Consider the following 17,101-nt stretch of genomic DNA (forward strand, 5'->3'; position numbering starts at 1 on the left):
CCACGTCCCGGGCATCAGCGCCATCTATTCAAAGGAATCGATCATGACAACCGAACAACTTCTCACCACCCCGCTCCACGCCCTGCACCGTGAACTCGGTGCCAGGATGGTGCCCTTCGCGGGCTACGACATGCCGGTGCAATACCCGGCTGGCGTGATGAAAGAACACCTGCATACCCGTGAAAAAGCCGGGTTGTTTGACGTGTCGCACATGGGCCAGATTCGCCTGACGGGTGCCGATGCAGCCAAAGCACTGGAAGCTCTGGTGCCGGTGGACATCATCGACTTGCCCGTCGGCATGCAGCGTTACGCCATGTTCACCAATGAAACCGGCGGCATTCTCGACGACTTGATGGTCGCCAACCTTGGCAATGATCAACTGATGCTGGTGGTCAATGCCGCCTGCAAGAACGAAGACCTGGCTCACCTGCAGAAACACCTGGGCAGCCACTGTGAAATCCAGCCCCTGTTTGAAGAACGCGCCCTGCTCGCCCTGCAAGGTCCGCAAGCGGTAACGGTGTTGGCGCGTCTGGCTCCGGAAGTCGCAAAAATGACCTTCATGCAGTTCGCCAGCGTGCAGTTGCTGGGTATTGACTGCTACGTCAGCCGCTCAGGTTACACCGGCGAAGACGGCTACGAAATTTCCGTTCCGGCTGATCAGGCTGAAACACTGGCCCGACGCTTGTTGGCCGAACCGGAAGTGGCCCCGATTGGCCTGGGTGCACGTGATTCACTGCGTCTGGAAGCAGGCTTGTGCCTGTACGGCCACGACATGAATACCGAGACCACGCCTGTCGAAGCCAGCCTGCTGTGGGCAATTTCCAAGGTTCGGCGCGCAGATGGCGCACGAGCGGGTGGTTTCCCGGGCGCAGAGCAGATCTTCGCTCAACAGCAGACAGCCCCCGCCCGCAAACGCGTTGGCCTGCTGCCACAGGAACGCACTCCGGTGCGCGAAGGCACAGAAATCGTCGATGCCGATGGTAACTCCATTGGCACTGTATGCAGCGGTGGCTTCGGACCCAGCCTTGGCGGTCCTTTGGCGATGGGTTATTTGAACAGCGCGTTTACAGCACTGGGCACTCAAGTCTGGGCGGTAGTGCGCGGCAAGCAAGTACCGATGCTTGTCAGCAAAATGCCTTTCGTTGCACAACGTTACTATCGCGGGTAAGTGACGGTCGCGGCAGAAGGACGAAAGCGGCTGATTAACGGCGTCAAAAAAACAGGGCGGCTGACACCGAGTTTGGCCGCCTGTATTACACGCACTAAACAGCAGCGTAACAGCTAAAATAGCGCACTCGAAGAGTGCACTTAACAGTAAAAAACTATCGATTCACAGTAAGTGGTAAATATTTTAAAACGCCGCAAAACCTCCTGAATACGGGCGCCAGACAGGGGCTTGTGTTTGTAACAAGAGTTAGCGTAGAGTTTCCCAACTGTGTTTGCATGGGTCGCTGAATCGGGACCTGGGCAGTAGCGCCAAGTTTGCTACAACCCGCTCTACGCTTCTTAAATTCCTGCAACCAGCCCAGTACTCTTTCATGTGAAAGAGGCTGTCATCAATTCAAGTTCCAGGGAATAAGAAAATGGCTGAACGTCAGAGCGGTACCGTCAAGTGGTTTAACGACGAGAAAGGTTTTGGCTTTATCACTCCAGAAAGCGGTCCGGATCTGTTTGTACACTTCCGCGCTATTCAGGGTAATGGCTTCAAGAGCCTGAAAGAAGGTCAGAAGGTGACTTTCGTTGCTGTGCAAGGCCAGAAAGGTATGCAGGCTGACGAAGTTAATCCCGAAGCGTAAGCCTTGGAACATGAAAAGCCCTCTGGTATTGATATCAGGGGGCTTTTTTATGGGCGCGAGTCAGTAACATGCGCTCTTTCAATGACTGAGAGCCGCTGCCATGCCCCGACACATGCTTAGCCCGTCAGGTGACTTCCCGCCCGCGAGCCTGGGCCGCCGCTTCGCTGCGATCTGCTATGACGCGCTGCTTTGCTTTGCTCTGCTGCTGGTGACGGCGTTTGTCTACAAGCTGGTGTTGATGGCGTTTATTGGCGAGGCTCGGCTGAAGGCGCTATCGGAATCAGGCTCGCTGGACGGCGACCCTTTCCTGTCTACGATTTTGCTGCTGGTAATATTTGGATTCTTCGCCAAGTTCTGGACTCACTCAGGGCAAACGCTGGGCATGCAGGTATGGGGTATCCGCGTGCAAAACGCCGATGGCAGCGGAATCAGCCTGCTGCAAGCGCTGCTGCGCTTTATGGTGTCCATCGCATCGTGGCTGTGTTTAGGCCTGGGGTTTATCTGGGCGTTGCTTGATAAGCAGAATCGCAGCTGGCATGACCTTTATTCCAACAGCCAGTTGGTGCGGGTGCCGAAGCAGAGGTAGAACAGCTCATCTTTGCGGCTGGGTGGTGCCATTAGATCCTACAGCTGGATCGCGGTCCGGTAGGAAGCAACTTGTTGGCGAACGGGGCTGACGCGGTTATTCAGGCACACCGCCTCGCGAACAAGTTCGCTCCTACCCGCTGCTGCGTGGGCTTTACATCGTCATCGCGGGCGCTTTCCTACAGCTGGATCGCGATCCGGTAGGAGGCAACTTGTTGGCGAGAGGGCTTGATGCGGCAATTCAGGCCTGACGCCTCGCGAACAAGTTCGCTCCTACCCGCTAGCGCAGTTATGTAGGAGCTCGCTTACCCGCGATAGCCTTGGTATGTCCGCCACGGTACTTTACAGCGCACACAAAAAAGCCGACACGAAGTCGGCTTTTTCACAGCAGCAGAACCTTACCCGGCCCTGCGCAACAACAGCACCCCGGCCAGCGCACAGACACCCGCTGGCACCAGCACTGCAAACAACGGCGAGAAGCCAAACACAAGGCTCGATGGCCCCAGCAGGTCCTGCACGATGCGGAAGGTGAAACCCACCAGCACGCCGGTAAACACCCGTTGGCCCAGCGTCACGGACCGCAGCGGACCGAAGATGAAGGAGATAGCCATCAACACCAGCGCGACCGTTACCAGCGGCTGCAGAACCTTGGTCCAGAACGCCAGCCAGTAACGCCCGTTGCTCAGGCCTTGGTCAGCCAGGTAGTGCGCGTATTGCCACAAGCCGGTAATCGACAGCGAGTCCGGCGGCATCACGACCGTGCTGAGCAACTGCGGGCTCAACGCAACGTCCCAACGCTCGTCAGCCGTCTTGATCACCTCAGTGCTGCCATCGCGGAAGAAGGTAGTGGAGATGTCGCTCAGCGACCAATGATCTTCGTTGAACTTGGCCTGCCTGGCGAAGCTGGCACTGAGCATGTGACGCTCATTGTCGAAGCGATAACGGGTCACGCCGTACAGAATGCCGTTAGGTTGCACCGAGTTGATGTGAATGAACTCATCGCCCTGGCGGTGCCACATACCATGGCGAGCACTTTGTGCATCACCACTGCCCTGCGCCAGAGAACGATTGGCCTGGGCCTGGTTCTCGGCTGCCGGGGCCACATACTCGCCAATCAGCACACCGGCAATCATCAGCACCAGCATCGGCTTCATGACCGCCCAGACGATACGTCCAATGGACACACCCGCAGCACGCATGATGGTCAATTCGCTGCTGCTGGCCAGGCTACCCAAGCCAATCAGGCAACCAATGAGCGCAGCCATCGGCAGCATTTCATACACACGCCGTGGCGCGGTCATCAATACGAAGCTGCTGGCGTCCAGCAAGGTGTAGCTGTCGCTGACGTCACCCATTTCATCGATAAAGGCGAACAACGAAGCCAGACCGAGAATGATCCCGAGAACCGCCAGGATGGCAACGAAAACGCTTTTACCAATGTAACGATCGAGCTTAACCATGAGCCACCTCCGACGCGGTGCGGCGACTCGCCATCTTCAAGCGCAGCGGCTCCCAGTACAAAAGACCAAGGCCGATCAACAGAAACAGTACATGTACCCACCAGATACCGAGCGCCATGGGCAGCTTGCCTTTCTCAAGTGCACCGCGCACCGCGATCAGCATAGTGAGGTAAGCCATATAAAGAAGGATCGCAGGCAGCAGTTTCAGATAACGGCCCTGACGCGGATTGACCCGGGAAAGCGGCACGGCCATCAAGGTCACGATAAACACCAGAATCGGCAGCGAGATACGCCATTGCAGTTCGGCCTTGTTGCGCAGGACATCGCTGCCGAACAGCTCGGACGTCGGTATGGCTTCGCGGTCAGTGATTTCGTCGCTGATGTCAGGCTTGGGCAGCATCGCGCCGTAAGTGTCGTACTTGATCGCTCGATAGTCGGCCTCACCCGGATTGCCGTCGTAGCGATAGCCGTTTTCCAGGATCAGGAAGCGGTTACCGTCAGGCTTGATCTCCTGGTGACCTTTTTCTGCCACCAGAACGGTAATCCCGCGATCCTTGCTCTTGTCGGAAGAAACGCGCTTTTCCGAAATGAATACACCGCCCAGATTCGAACGATCATCAGAAAGCTCTTGGGTATAAGTGACACGAGTACCGTCGCGCAGGGCCTGGAAGCGGCCTGGCACCAACGTATCGAATTCAGTCATCGCGTCCTGCTTGTTGATCAGCAGGGAAAACTGCGTCGCGCCCTGCGGTGCCAGGCTGAAGCTCAGCCAGGCAACCAGCAGCGCCACCACGGTCGCTGGCGCCATGGTCATCCACAGCAAACGCTGCTGGCTCATGCCGGTGGCGGCAAGCACGGTCATTTCGCTTTCGAGATAGAGCCGACCGTAAGCCAGCAGAATCCCCAGAAACAGACCCAGCGGGAGGATCAGTTGCAGGAAGCCGGGCATACGAAAGCCCATGATCATGAACAGAACGCCCGGATCCAGTGCCCCGGACGCGGCCTGCGCGAGGTACTTGATGAAGCGTCCGCTCATGATGATTACCAACAACACAGCGCTCACAGCGCTCAAGGTAACCAGCACTTCTCGGGACAGATAACGAAAGACGATCAAACCAGACACTCCAGGGTCGCCAGGCTCAGGCAGCCAGACAAGAAAAGGTACTAGCAGTGGCGGCAGATTCAACACGGGTCTGCCAAAAAATATGCGGCATTATCCTGTGAATGAGGTCCTCTGTCACTGCGTCACCCGGATAGTTCTCTCGGAAACGTCCTGCACAGAGCCACACTCACATGTTTTCCGGGGTTGTCAGCGGTCCCGTGGCGGGGTCAAACTGCGGGCCTTGTCGTTGGCATGTTGATGCGAAACACACGCTCCCTGCCGCGCACGTCATTCATTTCGCGATAGCTCATCGTTTATTCGGGGACCCCGACATGGAATTGGTTGTTAAAAGCGTAAGCCCAGAAACCTTGAAAACCGCGACCCTGGTAGTCGCCGTAGGCGAAGGTCGCGCGCTCAGCGATGCCGCAAAAACCGTAGACGCCCTGAGCGGCGGTGCCATCAGCGCAGTGCTGAAACGCGGTGATCTGATCGGCAAAGTGGGGCAAAGCCTGCTCCTGCACAACCTGCCCAATTTGAAAACCGAGCGCGTTTTGCTGGTCGGCACTGGTAAAGAGCCCGAATTGTCTGACCGTCAATTCAAGAAAATCATCAGCGCCGTGCTGTCGACTCTTAAAGGTCTGGGCGGCAGCGACGCCGCCATCGCTCTGGATCAGGTCGTCGTCAAAAATCGCGACACTTACGGCAAGGCACGCTTGCTGGTGGAAACCCTGGCCGACGGCGAATATGTTTTTGATCGTTTCAAGAGCCAGAAAGCCGAAGCCAAAGCGCTGAAAAAAGTCACCCTGCTGACCGACAAAATCAGCGTCGCCGATGTAGAGCGTGCAGCGACTCACGCTCAGGCCATCGCTACCGGTATGGCCTTGACCCGCGATCTGGGCAACATGCCGCCGAACATCTGCCACCCGACTTATCTGGGCGAACAAGCCAAGGCGTTGGGCAAAGCGCACAAAAACCTCAAGGTTGAAGTTCACGACGAGAAAAAACTCGCCGAACTGGGCATGGGTTCGTTCCTTGCCGTGGCACAGGGCAGCGCTCAGCCGCCACGCCTCATCGTCATGAACTACTCCGGCGGCAAGAAAAGCGAAAAGCCTTTCGTACTGGTCGGTAAAGGCATCACCTTCGATACCGGCGGCATCAGCATCAAACCTGCTGCGGGCATGGACGAGATGAAGTTCGACATGTGTGGCGCTGCCAGCGTGTTCGGTACCCTGCGCGCCGTGCTGGAACTGCAACTGCCGATCAACCTGGTGTGCGTCATCGCCGCCGCCGAGAACATGCCGAGCGGCACCGCGACTCGTCCTGGCGACATCGTCACCACCATGAGCGGGCAGACGGTGGAAATCCTCAACACCGACGCCGAAGGCCGTCTGGTGCTGTGTGATGCGCTGACCTACGCCGAGCGCTTCAAGCCTCAGGCCGTGATCGACATCGCCACCCTGACCGGCGCTTGTGTCGTCGCATTGGGCGGTCACACGTCCGGTCTGCTGGGTAACAACGATGCGCTGATCAATCAATTGCTCGACGCGGGCAAGTTTGCCGACGACCGCGCATGGCAGTTGCCGTTGTTCGATGAATATCAGGAGCAACTGGACAGCCCGTTTGCGGACATCGCCAATATTGGTGGCCCGAAAGGCGGCACCATCACCGCAGCCTGCTTCCTGTCGCGATTCACCAAAACCTACGAATGGGCGCACCTGGACATCGCCGGCACAGCCTGGCTGAGCGGCGGCAAGGACAAGGGCGCCACTGGCCGTCCGGTTCCATTGCTGACCCAATACCTGCTGGACCGCGCAGGCGCATAAGGAAAACCGGGGCGGTTGCAGTCATATGGAAAAAAACGCAGCCCTGTAGGAGCTCACGAGCAACGCGAGGCAGCGATGGCGGTTTTCCTGATACACCGCTATCGCGGGCGTCGTAACCTCCGTGCGCTCCTACAGGGATATGCATTTCAAATCCATGATTGATGTGATGTTGATGAGAAACAAGCGCCCCGCGACCTGGAACCTACATGACACAAGTCGACTTCTACATTCTCCCCAGCCCGGATCCTTCGGCACGTCTGGATTTCGCCTGCAAGCTCACGGAAAAAGCCTGGCGTATGGGTCACCGGATTTACCTGCATTGCAGCGATGCCGCGCAGCGTGAAGACCTGGATGCCCGGCTGTGGCGCTTCAAGGGTGAAACCTTCATTCCCCACGGTGACGCCGAAGACGATCAGGTCGCGCCTGTGGTGCTGGGCCTGGGTGAAGACCCGGGGCAACATCAGGATCTGCTGGTCAATCTGGACCTGCGCATCCCCGATTTTTTCAAACGTTTCGCCCGCGTGGCGGAAATAGTGGTGGAAGATCCCGCCATACGACTGGCCGCACGAGAGAGTTTTCGTTTCTATCGTGAACAGGGCTATCCTCTGCAAGATCACCGACTACAGCGGCTTTGAGCACACGATGGATAATTCAAAACCCCTGAAAGACTCCGCCCACTTGCTGGACGACCTTGAGTCGATCCGACAACTGCTTGGCGATGACTCCCAGCAACCGCCGGCTCATGGCGAGGGCCAGATCCCTTTGCTGTTCGATGTGGTGGGCGCAAAACCGGTACTGCACCAGGAACTGGATTTTGGCGATGAAGATGATGCCGATATTCCAACCCTGACGCCCGAGCCTGTCGCACAACCTGTCGAGCCGCCCGTGGCTGCTGCTCCGGTGCAGGCAAGATCCAAAGAAGATGCTCTGTTGCATCTGGACTCAGAACTGCGCGCCGCCGCCCAATTGATCATGCAAGACGTCATCGACGACTTCGCCCCGCATATCGAGACCGAAATCAAGCGTCGCCTTGAAGCCCGGATGGAACGGTTGCTGAGCCAGTATCAGAATTAACCCCGCTCCACAGGACACACTGATGACGTGGGACCGGCTTTAGCCGGGAAGAGGCCAGTACATTCACTAGATATTTGTCGTCAGAAACGCCGCCTTCCCGGCTAAAGCCGGTCCCACGTCAACTTGCGGGCAAACATAGAACCTCCCACATACGACTGCGTTAATTTCACGACAGCGCGGTGTCACAGACACCGCAGCAGTCCGCGCCCGACAATTGCCTTCTAATTTTTACAGCCCATTATCGCCCCGCTCTACGCCCAGCCGTTCATCCCCGCTATACTTGTCGGCTTTCCTGAATTACAGCAATAGGTTCCCGCCGCGCATGGACAAGACCTACCAGCCGCACGCTATTGAAACTTCCTGGTATCAAACCTGGGAATCCGAGAATTACTTCGCCCCGCAGGGCGCGGGTGACTCGTACACCATCATGATCCCGCCGCCGAACGTCACCGGCAGCCTGCACATGGGCCATGGTTTCAATAACGCGATCATGGACGCCTTGATCCGTTTCCGCCGCATGCAGGGTCGCAACACCCTGTGGCAGCCGGGCACCGACCATGCCGGTATCGCCACACAAATGCTGGTAGAGCGTCAGATCGAAGCTCAAGGCCTCAATCGCCACGATCTGGGCCGCGACAAGTTTCTGGAAAAAATCTGGGAATGGAAGGATCAGTCCGGCGGCAACATCAGCCGTCAGATCCGTCGCCTGGGCTCGTCTGTCGACTGGAGCCGTGAGCGTTTCACCATGGACGACGGCCTGTCCGATGCGGTTAAAGAAGCCTTTGTGCGCCTGCATGAAGATGGCCTGATCTATCGCGGCAAGCGTCTGGTCAACTGGGACACCAAGCTGCACACCGCTATTTCCGATCTCGAAGTGGAAAACCACGACGAGAAAGGCTTCCTGTGGAACCTGCGTTATCCACTGGCTGATGGCGCGAAAACCGCTGACGGCCTGGATTACCTGATCGTTGCCACGACTCGCCCGGAAACCATGCTCGGTGATGCCGCCGTCGCCGTTAACCCGGAAGACGAACGTTACAAAGCACTGATCGGCAAGTTCGTTGAGCTGCCGCTGGTTGGCCGCCGTATTCCGATCATTGCGGATGAATACTGCGACCCTGAATTCGGCACCGGCTGCGTGAAAATCACCCCGGCCCACGACTTCAACGACTACGAAGTCGGCAAGCGCCACAATCTGCCGCTGCTGAACATCTTCGACAAGAACGCCGACGTGCTGGCCGCGGCGCAGGTGTTCAACCTCGACGGCACCCTGAACGAAACCGTGGACGGCACCCTGCCGGCCGAATACGCAGGCCTTGACCGTTTCGAAGCGCGCAAGCAGATCGTTGCTGCGTTCGACGCTGCAGGCCTGCTGGTCAGTGTTGACGATCACGCCCTGAAAGTCCCGAAAGGCGACCGTTCCGGCACCATCATCGAGCCGTGGCTGACTGACCAGTGGTACGTATCCACCAAGCCTCTGGCTGAACCGGCCATCGCTGCTGTCGAAGACGGCCGCATCGCCTTCGTGCCCAAGCAATACGAAAACATGTACTTCTCGTGGATGCGTGACATCCAGGACTGGTGCATCAGCCGTCAGCTCTGGTGGGGCCACCGCATCCCGGCCTGGTACGACGAGTCCGGCAAGGTGTACGTCGGTCGCGACGAAGCCGAAGTCCGCGCCAAGAACAGTCTCGGTCCCGACGTTGCGCTGCAACAGGACAACGACGTACTCGATACCTGGTTCAGCTCGGGCCTGTGGACGTTCTCCACCCTGGGCTGGCCGGAAAAAACCAAGGCGCTGGAGACTTTCCACTCCACCGACGTACTGGTCACCGGTTTCGACATCATCTTCTTCTGGGTTGCCCGGATGATCATGCTCACCATGCATTTGGTGAAAGACGAAGACGGCACGCCGCAAGTACCGTTCAAGACGGTGTATGTGCACGGTCTGGTCCGCGATGGCCAGGGCCAGAAGATGTCCAAGTCCAAGGGCAACGTCCTCGACCCGCTGGACATCATCGACGGCATCGAGCTGGAAGACCTGGTGCAGAAACGCACCTCAGGCATGATGCAGCCGAAACTGGCGAAGAAGATTGAAAAGCAGACCCGCGACGAATTCGCCGACGGCATCGCCAGCTACGGCACCGACGCCCTGCGCTTCACCTTCTGCTCACTGGCATCCACCGGTCGTGACATCAAGTTCGACATGGGCCGCGTTGAAGGCTATCGCAACTTCTGCAACAAGATCTGGAACGCCGCGCGCTACGTGCTGGACAAAGGTGAAGACTGTGGCCAGAACGGCGAAGAAGTCGAGCTGTCGCTGGCTGATCGCTGGATCATCTCGCAACTGCAACGCACCGAAGCCGAAGTGACCCGTCAACTGGATCAGTTCCGTTTCGACCTCGCGGCTCAGGCCTTGTACGAGTTCATCTGGAACCAGTATTGCGACTGGTACCTGGAACTCTCCAAGCCAGTGCTGTGGGACGAGAATGCGCCGGTGGAACGTCAACGCGGCACTCGCCGTACGCTGGTTCGCGTGCTGGAAGTTGCGCTGCGTCTGGCGCACCCGTTCATGCCGTTTATCACCGAAGAAATCTGGCAGCGCCTTGCGCCGCTGGCAGGTGCGGAAGGCAAAACCATCATGCTGCAACCTTGGCCAGTGGCCAACGAAGCACGCATCGATCAGGCCGCCGAAGACGACATCGAGTGGCTCAAGGGCCTGATGCTCGCCACCCGTAACATTCGTGGCGAAATGAACATCGGTCCGGGCAAGCCGCTGCAACTGTTCCTCAAGAACGTCAACGCCGAAGACTTGCGTCGCCTGCAGGAAAACGATTACCTGCTGAAGAAACTGGCCAAGCTGGAATCCATCACCGTACTGGAAGCAGGCGCTGAAGCTCCGCTGTCAGCCACCGGGCTGGTAGGCGAAATGGAAGTGCTGGTGCCAATGGCGGGTCTGATCGACAAAGATGCCGAGTTGGCGCGCCTGGACAAGGAAATCCTGCGTCTGCAAGGCGAAGTGCAACGGGTGGGCGGCAAGCTGTCCAACGCCGCGTTCGTCGACAAGGCGCCGCAGGAAGTCATCGCCAAGGAACGCGCCAAAATGGCCGAAGCCGAACAGGCCTTGGGCAAACTGGCCGAGCAGCATGCGCGGATTGCGAGTTTGTAAACACAGCGATGAATAAAAAGGGAGGTCCATCGCGACCTCCCTTTTTTATCGCATATTTTTTGTAGGAGCTGCCGCAGGCTGCGAAGCGGTGGTAGCTTCAAAGGTGCTGCAAGGGTTTAGACCCATTCGCAGCCTTCGGCAGCTCCTACAGGGGTCGCCTTCCTCACAGAATCTGATCCCATGACCATCCCGAACACCCCAAAACCACCCCGCAAAAAGCCCAAACCGACGCAGCCAGGCAAACCTGCCGAGCCCCGTGAAAAGGCCACCTTGCACCCGCGCAACCGCCATCAGGGCCATTACGACTTTCCCAAGCTCATCAAAAGCAGCCCGGAACTGGGTCAGTTCCTGATCACCAACCCGTACGGCAAGGAAAGCATCGACTTTGCCAACCCTGCCGCCGTACGCGTGTTCAACAGGGCGCTGCTCAAGTCGTTCTACGGTATCGCCCATTGGGATATCCCGGCCGACTACCTGTGCCCGCCGATTCCAGGCCGCGCCGACTACCTGCACTTTCTCGCCGACCTGCTGGCAGCGCGCAACGAAGGCGTAATTCCTCGCGGCGCGTCGATCAAGGCACTGGACGTCGGCACCGGTGCCAACTGCGTCTACCCGCTGATCGGTCATAGCGACTATGGCTGGCAGTTCCTGGGCTCGGAGATCGACACGACCGCCGTTGCCGCTGCCACTGCAATCATCAAGTCCAACAACCTGAGCAAGACCATCAGCCTGCGTCAGCAAAGCAATCGCAAGCAAATCCTGCTGGACCTGCTCAACAACGATGAACGCTTCGACGTGAGCCTGTGCAACCCGCCCTTCCACTCGTCTCTGGAGGAGGCGCAACGCGGCAGCCAGCGTAAATGGCGCGCACTGGGCAAGGCAGATCCGAAACGCAAACTGCCGGTGCTCAATTTCGGCGGGCAATCGCAGGAACTGTGGTGTGAAGGCGGCGAGATCGGTTTCGTCACGCAGTTGATCAAAGAAAGCACCCAAGTGGCGAAGCAGGTGTTGTGGTTCAGCACACTGGTGTCGAAGGCATCAAACCTGCCGATGATTCAAAGCACACTGAAGAAAGCAGGCGTGTTTGAAAGCCAGGTGATCGAGATGGGACAGGGCCAGAAACAGAGCCGATTCGTAGCGTGGACTTTTCATGACAAGGCCAGACAAGAGGCGTGGCGCCAGGAGCGTTGGGTGTAATTCGACATTCTTGAGCGCATTACTATGTGGGAGCGGTGCTTGGTCTGGGCGGCATTCCGACGATGAACGATAACTCGGTGTATGGCTTTACACCTTATCGCCTGAATCGCGGGCAAGCACCGCTCCCACAGGGAATGCATTCCACCCCAGCATTTGCAAATCTGACCCACAAAAAAGCCGTGCCCGGTTAACCGGTGCACGGCTTTTTCAACAGCAAGCGTAGGCTTACTTGTTGATCGAGTCGTTCAGCACTTTAGCTGGTACGAACTTGATGACTTTCTTGGCAGCGATTTCGATGGCAGCGCCAGTCGAAGGGTTGCGGCCAGTGCGAGCTGGACGCTCGGCTACTTTCAGTTTGCCGATGCCCGGCAGAGTGATTTCAGCGCCGTTTTCCAGTTGGTCGGCAACAATTTGGCCCAATTGCTCAAGAGCATTACGCGCGGTGGTTTTTGGCGCGTCGATAGCTTCTGCGATATCGGCGATCAATTGGTCTTTAGTCAGAGCCATGGTGGTGTTCCTTCCCTATCAAATTCATTTGGATTGCAGAGTGCAGCGTCGGCCTGGAGCCGGATCATGAACCCGACCCTCCAGTAGCAGCCACGATTAATCGCGAAGTGTAGATACTGAAACCGGGCATTGGTTCGGCCCAAACGCACACAAACTGCGGTGCTTGGCGCGCTATGCTGCGCAAGACGGGGCAAAACTAGCACAGAGCCGAGCAAATATCCGCACTAACCTACCCGATTGGACAGGTTTCTCCCGTTTGAACCGAAAAAAAGCGGTTCGGACACCCCATGAGAGCTAAAACCAAGGGTTACAGCCTCGTTTCACGCCTCGGGTGCGTTACACTGCCCGCCGTAAATCGAGCAGCGCCGCTCGTCAGTATCCCGCTCACAACCAGCCGAGAAACCCATGCCGATCCGTCATTGCATCGTCCACCTGATCGACAAGAAACCCGACGGCACGCCCGCAGTTCTCCACGCACGCGACTCCGAACTCGCTGAGTCTCAAGCCATCGAGAACATGCTGGCCGACCTCAACGAAAGCTATAACGCCAAACAAGGCAAGGCCTGGGGATTCTTCCACGCCGAGTCTGGTGCGCATCCGTTCAGCGGCTGGCTGAAGGAGTACATGGACGGCGGCAAAGATTTCACGGCATTCAGCCGGGCCGCAGTAGAACACCTGCAAAAGCTGATGGAAGAATCCAACCTGTCCGTCGGCGGCCACGTGCTGTTTGCTCACTACCAACAGGGCATGACTGATTACCTGGTCATCGCTCTGCTGCACCACAGCGAAGGCGTGGCTGTGAGCGAAACCCTCGACGTGACCCCATCGCGCCATCTGGACCTTGGCCAGTTGCATCTGGCAGCGCGGATCAACGTGTCCGAGTGGCAGAACAACAAGATGTCCAAGCAGTACATCTCGTTCATCAAGGGCAAGAATGGCAAGAAGGTTTCGGAATACTTCCGCGACTTCATCGGCTGCCAGGAAGGCGTCGACGGCCCGGGCGAAACCCGCACCCTGCTCAAGGCGTTCAGCGACTTCGTCGAAAGCGAAGACCTGCCGGAAGATTCCGCCCGCGAGAAAACCAAAACCCTGGTCGACTACGCCAGCAGCCAGAGCAAGATGGGCGAGCCCATGGGCCTGGAAGAACTCTCCGGCCTGATCGACGAAGAGCGCCCGCGTGCCTTCTACGACCACATCCGCAACAAAGACTACGGCCTGTCGCCGGAAATCCCTGCGGATAAGCGCACCCTAAACCAGTTCCGCCGCTTTACAGGCCGCGCAGAAGGCCTGTCGATCAGCTTTGAAGCGCATCTGTTGGGCGACAAGATCGAATACGACGAAGCAGCCGGTACGCTGATCATCAAGGGCCTGCCGACGCAACTGACTGATCAGCTCAAGCGCCGCTAAGGACACACGAGCATGTTGCTACGCACATTGAAGAAGTTCGCCCTGATCATGCTGGTCGTCGTGGTTTATCAGAACTGGGGCAAGATCGAGCACTTCTTCAACCCGTCGGATGCGATCCCTGCGCAAACTCAGGCGCAGGCCCGAGTAGTGATGTACGCCACCGAGTGGTGCGGCTACTGCAAACAGACGCGGCGTTTTCTCGACAGCAAAGGTATTCCGTTCAAGGAATATGACATCGAGAAGTCAGACGAGGGCCGCAAGGCTTACGAGGCACTGGGTGGGCGTGGCATCCCGTTGATTGACGTGAATGGCACGATCATCAGGGGATTCAGCGAAGAGGCGATATTGGCGGCGTTGAAGTGATTCGGGAGCCCCATGGTACCTGCAACCATGAGAGATAATACTTCGTCGCCTATTAGTATCCGCCCATTTAAAACCTGTGTATTGGATGTATCGCGCCTTATAGGCCAAAGCGGTATCTTGTTGGTGAAAAAGACAATTCATAGAGCTTGGGGATAAGGCGTTATTATGAATCTCGTAGAAGCACGATCAAGCACGGCGTTCGACAAGGCACGTAAACTAACTGTTGCAATGTAATGGAAACTTCCATCTTCACCCACTCCGGCATACATGGATCCGAAACCACCGGCGGGTATTTTAAAGGTCACCGTTGTAGACTGCTCTCCAGGCTGCAGTTCCCCGCGTTCAGAAAAATGCATCATTCCTTCACTGCTATGACGTATATTAAACTCAATTCGAAACGAGACTCTTGACAACGCCCGCCCTGACAGAAAAACTTGAACTTCCAACTCTTGCTCATCTCCCGTTGCTACAATGGGCATATCCCCCATGAGACTGATAAAGGGTAGATCAATGGATGAAATACTTCCCAAGGAAGGTTTCACGAAGACGATATCAGACAGATAAATATTCCCACCCTGAGGCAATGTGATTAACATACTATCAACTGGCTTGGACAGATCAATAGGGAAATCTGTGAGCGGTACCGAAACCTGCTGCTGAAGAAAGGTCTCTACACCTGGAATTATTTCAGGAACTGACCGAATGTAAGATATGGTTTTGGTGAGATCAACGGTAGCCCCCCCTACACTCAGATTAAGTTCAACATACTCTTCAGGATTTTCTCCCCGCAAAAGCGCAACGTGAAAATTCAGATGAGTATAGATCGAGATATCTACAGGATCGCCACCCTCAGGGGTATGCAGTTCGAGTTCTGCAGGGGCTAGCGGGGTCTCACTTTTGAGATTTAGATAACTATGTAAATTATCGTGCGCGTATCGTAATCTGTAGGGAGCACTCCCGATGGGGGCTTTCATTTTTATTTCACCGACTCCTTGTTTAACATCCCACATCCAGTTTCCAGGCATCAGGGAAGTGTCTTCGCCGTAAAGGGTTTCAAAGCTTTGAATCACGTATCGACTTGAGGCTGGAAAATGTGCAGAGCTGCGCACTTCTGCTGTTGGCAATATGGGTAACCTTACAAGTGAACCATCAAATAACGGGAGAAATTGCTGCTCTCTCCCCAAGATCAGCCGAAAAAAAGCCCCCATGTAAAAAGAGCCTAGCAGACGCTGCTCTACTTGCGTCAACCGCTCAACCTCAACTTCGCCCCATGTTTCATCTGCATCATCGAAACCTCCAACAATCCCGGGAGACCACATCGAATTGTAAAAATTATGGTTTGCCCCCAGCATCAAAACGGAGCTGCGCAATACATCATCGTCAAAAGCATAGCGAGACAGGTCAGATACCCACTGGCCATCCAGCTCGATACAATCACCGTCTAAAAATGGAAGAATGAACGCTGTGTGCGTGTCAGGTATAGCGATGTCTTGTAAAGCAGTGGTGCCCAGCAGCACAGCAGCACGTATACCGTAGCCTTTATCAAGAACCTTATTCAGGGTAATCGCTCTCGCGACCCCTTCCCCACCGCGGGAATGCCCCATGAGGCCTATATTTTGTAGATCCAGTTTACCTGTCAGGAAGGAAAGTTCAGGGTGAGTACCATTGTTGGCGTCGGCTAATAAATCAAGGTGGGCCAAAATCAGGTGTCCTCGACGAAGGCTGTCTTCTTGACTTTCACGCAACAGGCCGATGGCAGATACAGATATAACCGCGTAACCCTGACTGGCAAGCGCATAAGCTAACTCAGCGTAACCTTCATAACTAGGCTTAGGTACAAAGCCTGCTCTGCAGGGCCATTGGAAAAAATCATGGCTTTCCTCGTTGTAGCATGCCCAGTGCACTCCATGAACAAAGACTATTACAGAATGAGCCTCAACTGTATCCTCGGGCATATATACCGCTGCACGGAACTCCACAGGCGTAGTACCGCCGGGCAACAACAACACCTCATCACCATAGTCGTAATCGTGACGAATAACATTATATTTTCCGTGCGAAAGCGCATCCGGCGCATTCACGCGGGGCAGGATATCACCACTCATTTTCCGTTTTTTTGGAGTTAACTTACGCGCCTTCCGAAGGGAACGAAAATATAAAGAGGAGGGCAAAACTTCTTTTATGCCGTAGAGCTGCTGATCGGGGACGGGTGCCCTCAATGTTTGACGGTCGTGCAACCATTCAGCCTCATACCGAATCCCATCAACGAACAAACTTGGATCAGAATCAAATAAGGGCTGAGGCTCTTCAAAATAAAACTCGACGTAAGAAATAGTATTTTCGGTAACGATTTGCCAGTTTCTTGCTTTCATTTTATACATACCCGCACATGGACTTACTAGCTTTACTACCCATCTCTACAATCTAAAATTACGCCTACACCCGCCCCCTGTCCACTGCCGCCAACAACAACCAATATACTATTTTGGACTTACATTAACTGCGAGTTGTTATATAGTTTATAGCTATGCGCCACCTGCATAACCTTTTATCTGCTAAGTACCAAACGCAGGCCCGAGTAGTGATGTACGCCACCGAGTGGTGCGGTTACTGCAAAT

At 56.0% G+C, this 17,101-nt stretch carries 14 protein-coding genes; 10 read left to right on the forward strand and 4 right to left on the reverse strand.

The window, feature by feature from the left end:
* Positions 1-43: 43 nt before the first annotated feature.
* The 3 genes from gcvT to H8S59_RS20360 all read left to right on the forward strand — a co-directional run bounded on the left by gcvT (position 44) and on the right by H8S59_RS20360 (position 2,382).
* Entirely contained in the window at positions 44-1,168 is a 1,125-nt protein-coding gene (gcvT, locus tag H8S59_RS20350; RefSeq protein ID WP_187522601.1) for a glycine cleavage system aminomethyltransferase GcvT, read from the forward strand.
* A 415-nt stretch (positions 1,169-1,583) separates the two neighbouring features.
* On the forward strand, positions 1,584-1,796 hold the full coding sequence (locus tag H8S59_RS20355) for a cold-shock protein (protein WP_095101336.1): 213 nt from the start codon (positions 1,584-1,586) through the stop codon (positions 1,794-1,796).
* 100 nt (positions 1,797-1,896) lie between these two features.
* Entirely contained in the window at positions 1,897-2,382 is a 486-nt protein-coding gene (locus tag H8S59_RS20360) for an RDD family protein (RefSeq protein WP_187522602.1), read from the forward strand.
* Positions 2,383-2,779: 397 nt separating this feature from the next.
* On the opposite strand, the gene lptG is transcribed toward H8S59_RS20360, so the two are convergent.
* On the reverse strand, positions 2,780-3,841 hold the full coding sequence (gene lptG / locus H8S59_RS20365; protein WP_095101340.1) for an LPS export ABC transporter permease LptG: 1,062 nt from the start codon (positions 3,839-3,841) through the stop codon (positions 2,780-2,782).
* Positions 3,834-4,955 carry an LPS export ABC transporter permease LptF gene (gene lptF / locus H8S59_RS20370; protein WP_095101342.1) on the reverse strand — a complete coding sequence of 374 codons (1,122 nt, stop codon included), beginning with the start codon at positions 4,953-4,955 and terminating at the stop codon, positions 3,834-3,836. Before lptF ends, lptG begins: the two co-directional genes overlap by 8 nt.
* Positions 4,956-5,275: 320 nt before the next feature.
* Here lptF and H8S59_RS20375 point away from each other — a divergent pair, with 320 nt between their 5' ends.
* The 5 genes from H8S59_RS20375 (at position 5,276) to rlmF (ending at position 12,206) form a co-directional block, all read left to right on the forward strand.
* The gene (locus tag H8S59_RS20375) at positions 5,276-6,766 is read left to right on the forward strand and encodes a leucyl aminopeptidase (protein ID WP_187522603.1); all 1,491 of its coding nucleotides are present in this window, start codon (positions 5,276-5,278) and stop codon (positions 6,764-6,766) included.
* Between the two features lie 206 nt (positions 6,767-6,972).
* Entirely contained in the window at positions 6,973-7,401 is a 429-nt protein-coding gene (locus H8S59_RS20380) for a DNA polymerase III subunit chi (RefSeq protein ID WP_095101346.1), read from the forward strand.
* A 7-nt stretch (positions 7,402-7,408) separates the two neighbouring features.
* Positions 7,409-7,840 (forward strand): DNA polymerase III subunit chi, encoded by a 432-nt coding sequence (locus H8S59_RS20385; RefSeq protein ID WP_187522604.1) that lies wholly within the window; start codon positions 7,409-7,411, stop codon positions 7,838-7,840.
* A 322-nt stretch (positions 7,841-8,162) separates the two neighbouring features.
* Positions 8,163-11,009, forward strand: a complete 2,847-nt coding sequence (locus H8S59_RS20390; RefSeq protein ID WP_187522605.1) for a valine--tRNA ligase — start codon at positions 8,163-8,165, stop codon at positions 11,007-11,009.
* A gap of 180 nt (positions 11,010-11,189) precedes the next feature.
* A complete protein-coding gene (gene rlmF, locus H8S59_RS20395) occupies positions 11,190-12,206 on the forward strand; it encodes a 23S rRNA (adenine(1618)-N(6))-methyltransferase RlmF (RefSeq protein WP_187522606.1) in 1,017 nt (338 codons plus the stop codon).
* 225 nt (positions 12,207-12,431) lie between these two features.
* On the opposite strand, the gene H8S59_RS20400 is transcribed toward rlmF, so the two are convergent.
* Positions 12,432-12,713 carry an HU family DNA-binding protein gene (locus H8S59_RS20400; protein ID WP_027900723.1) on the reverse strand — a complete coding sequence of 94 codons (282 nt, stop codon included), beginning with the start codon at positions 12,711-12,713 and terminating at the stop codon, positions 12,432-12,434.
* 405 nt (positions 12,714-13,118) lie between these two features.
* Here H8S59_RS20400 and yejK point away from each other — a divergent pair, with 405 nt between their 5' ends.
* Positions 13,119-14,120 (forward strand): nucleoid-associated protein YejK, encoded by a 1,002-nt coding sequence (yejK, locus tag H8S59_RS20405; protein ID WP_187522607.1) that lies wholly within the window; start codon positions 13,119-13,121, stop codon positions 14,118-14,120.
* 12 nt (positions 14,121-14,132) lie between these two features.
* Positions 14,133-14,483, forward strand: coding sequence for a glutaredoxin family protein (locus H8S59_RS20410; protein ID WP_122397848.1), 351 nt, complete (start codon positions 14,133-14,135; stop codon positions 14,481-14,483).
* Positions 14,484-14,620: 137 nt separating this feature from the next.
* Here the strand turns inward: H8S59_RS20410 and H8S59_RS20415 are convergent, their stop codons facing one another.
* Complete coding sequence (locus H8S59_RS20415; protein ID WP_187522608.1) at positions 14,621-16,855, reverse strand: alpha/beta hydrolase; 2,235 nt, start codon at positions 16,853-16,855, stop codon at positions 14,621-14,623.
* Positions 16,856-17,101 lie beyond the last annotated feature (246 nt).

Source organism: Pseudomonas folii, assembly GCF_014357575.1.
In the GTDB taxonomy this organism is placed as follows: Bacteria; Pseudomonadota; Gammaproteobacteria; order Pseudomonadales; family Pseudomonadaceae; genus Aquipseudomonas; species Aquipseudomonas folii.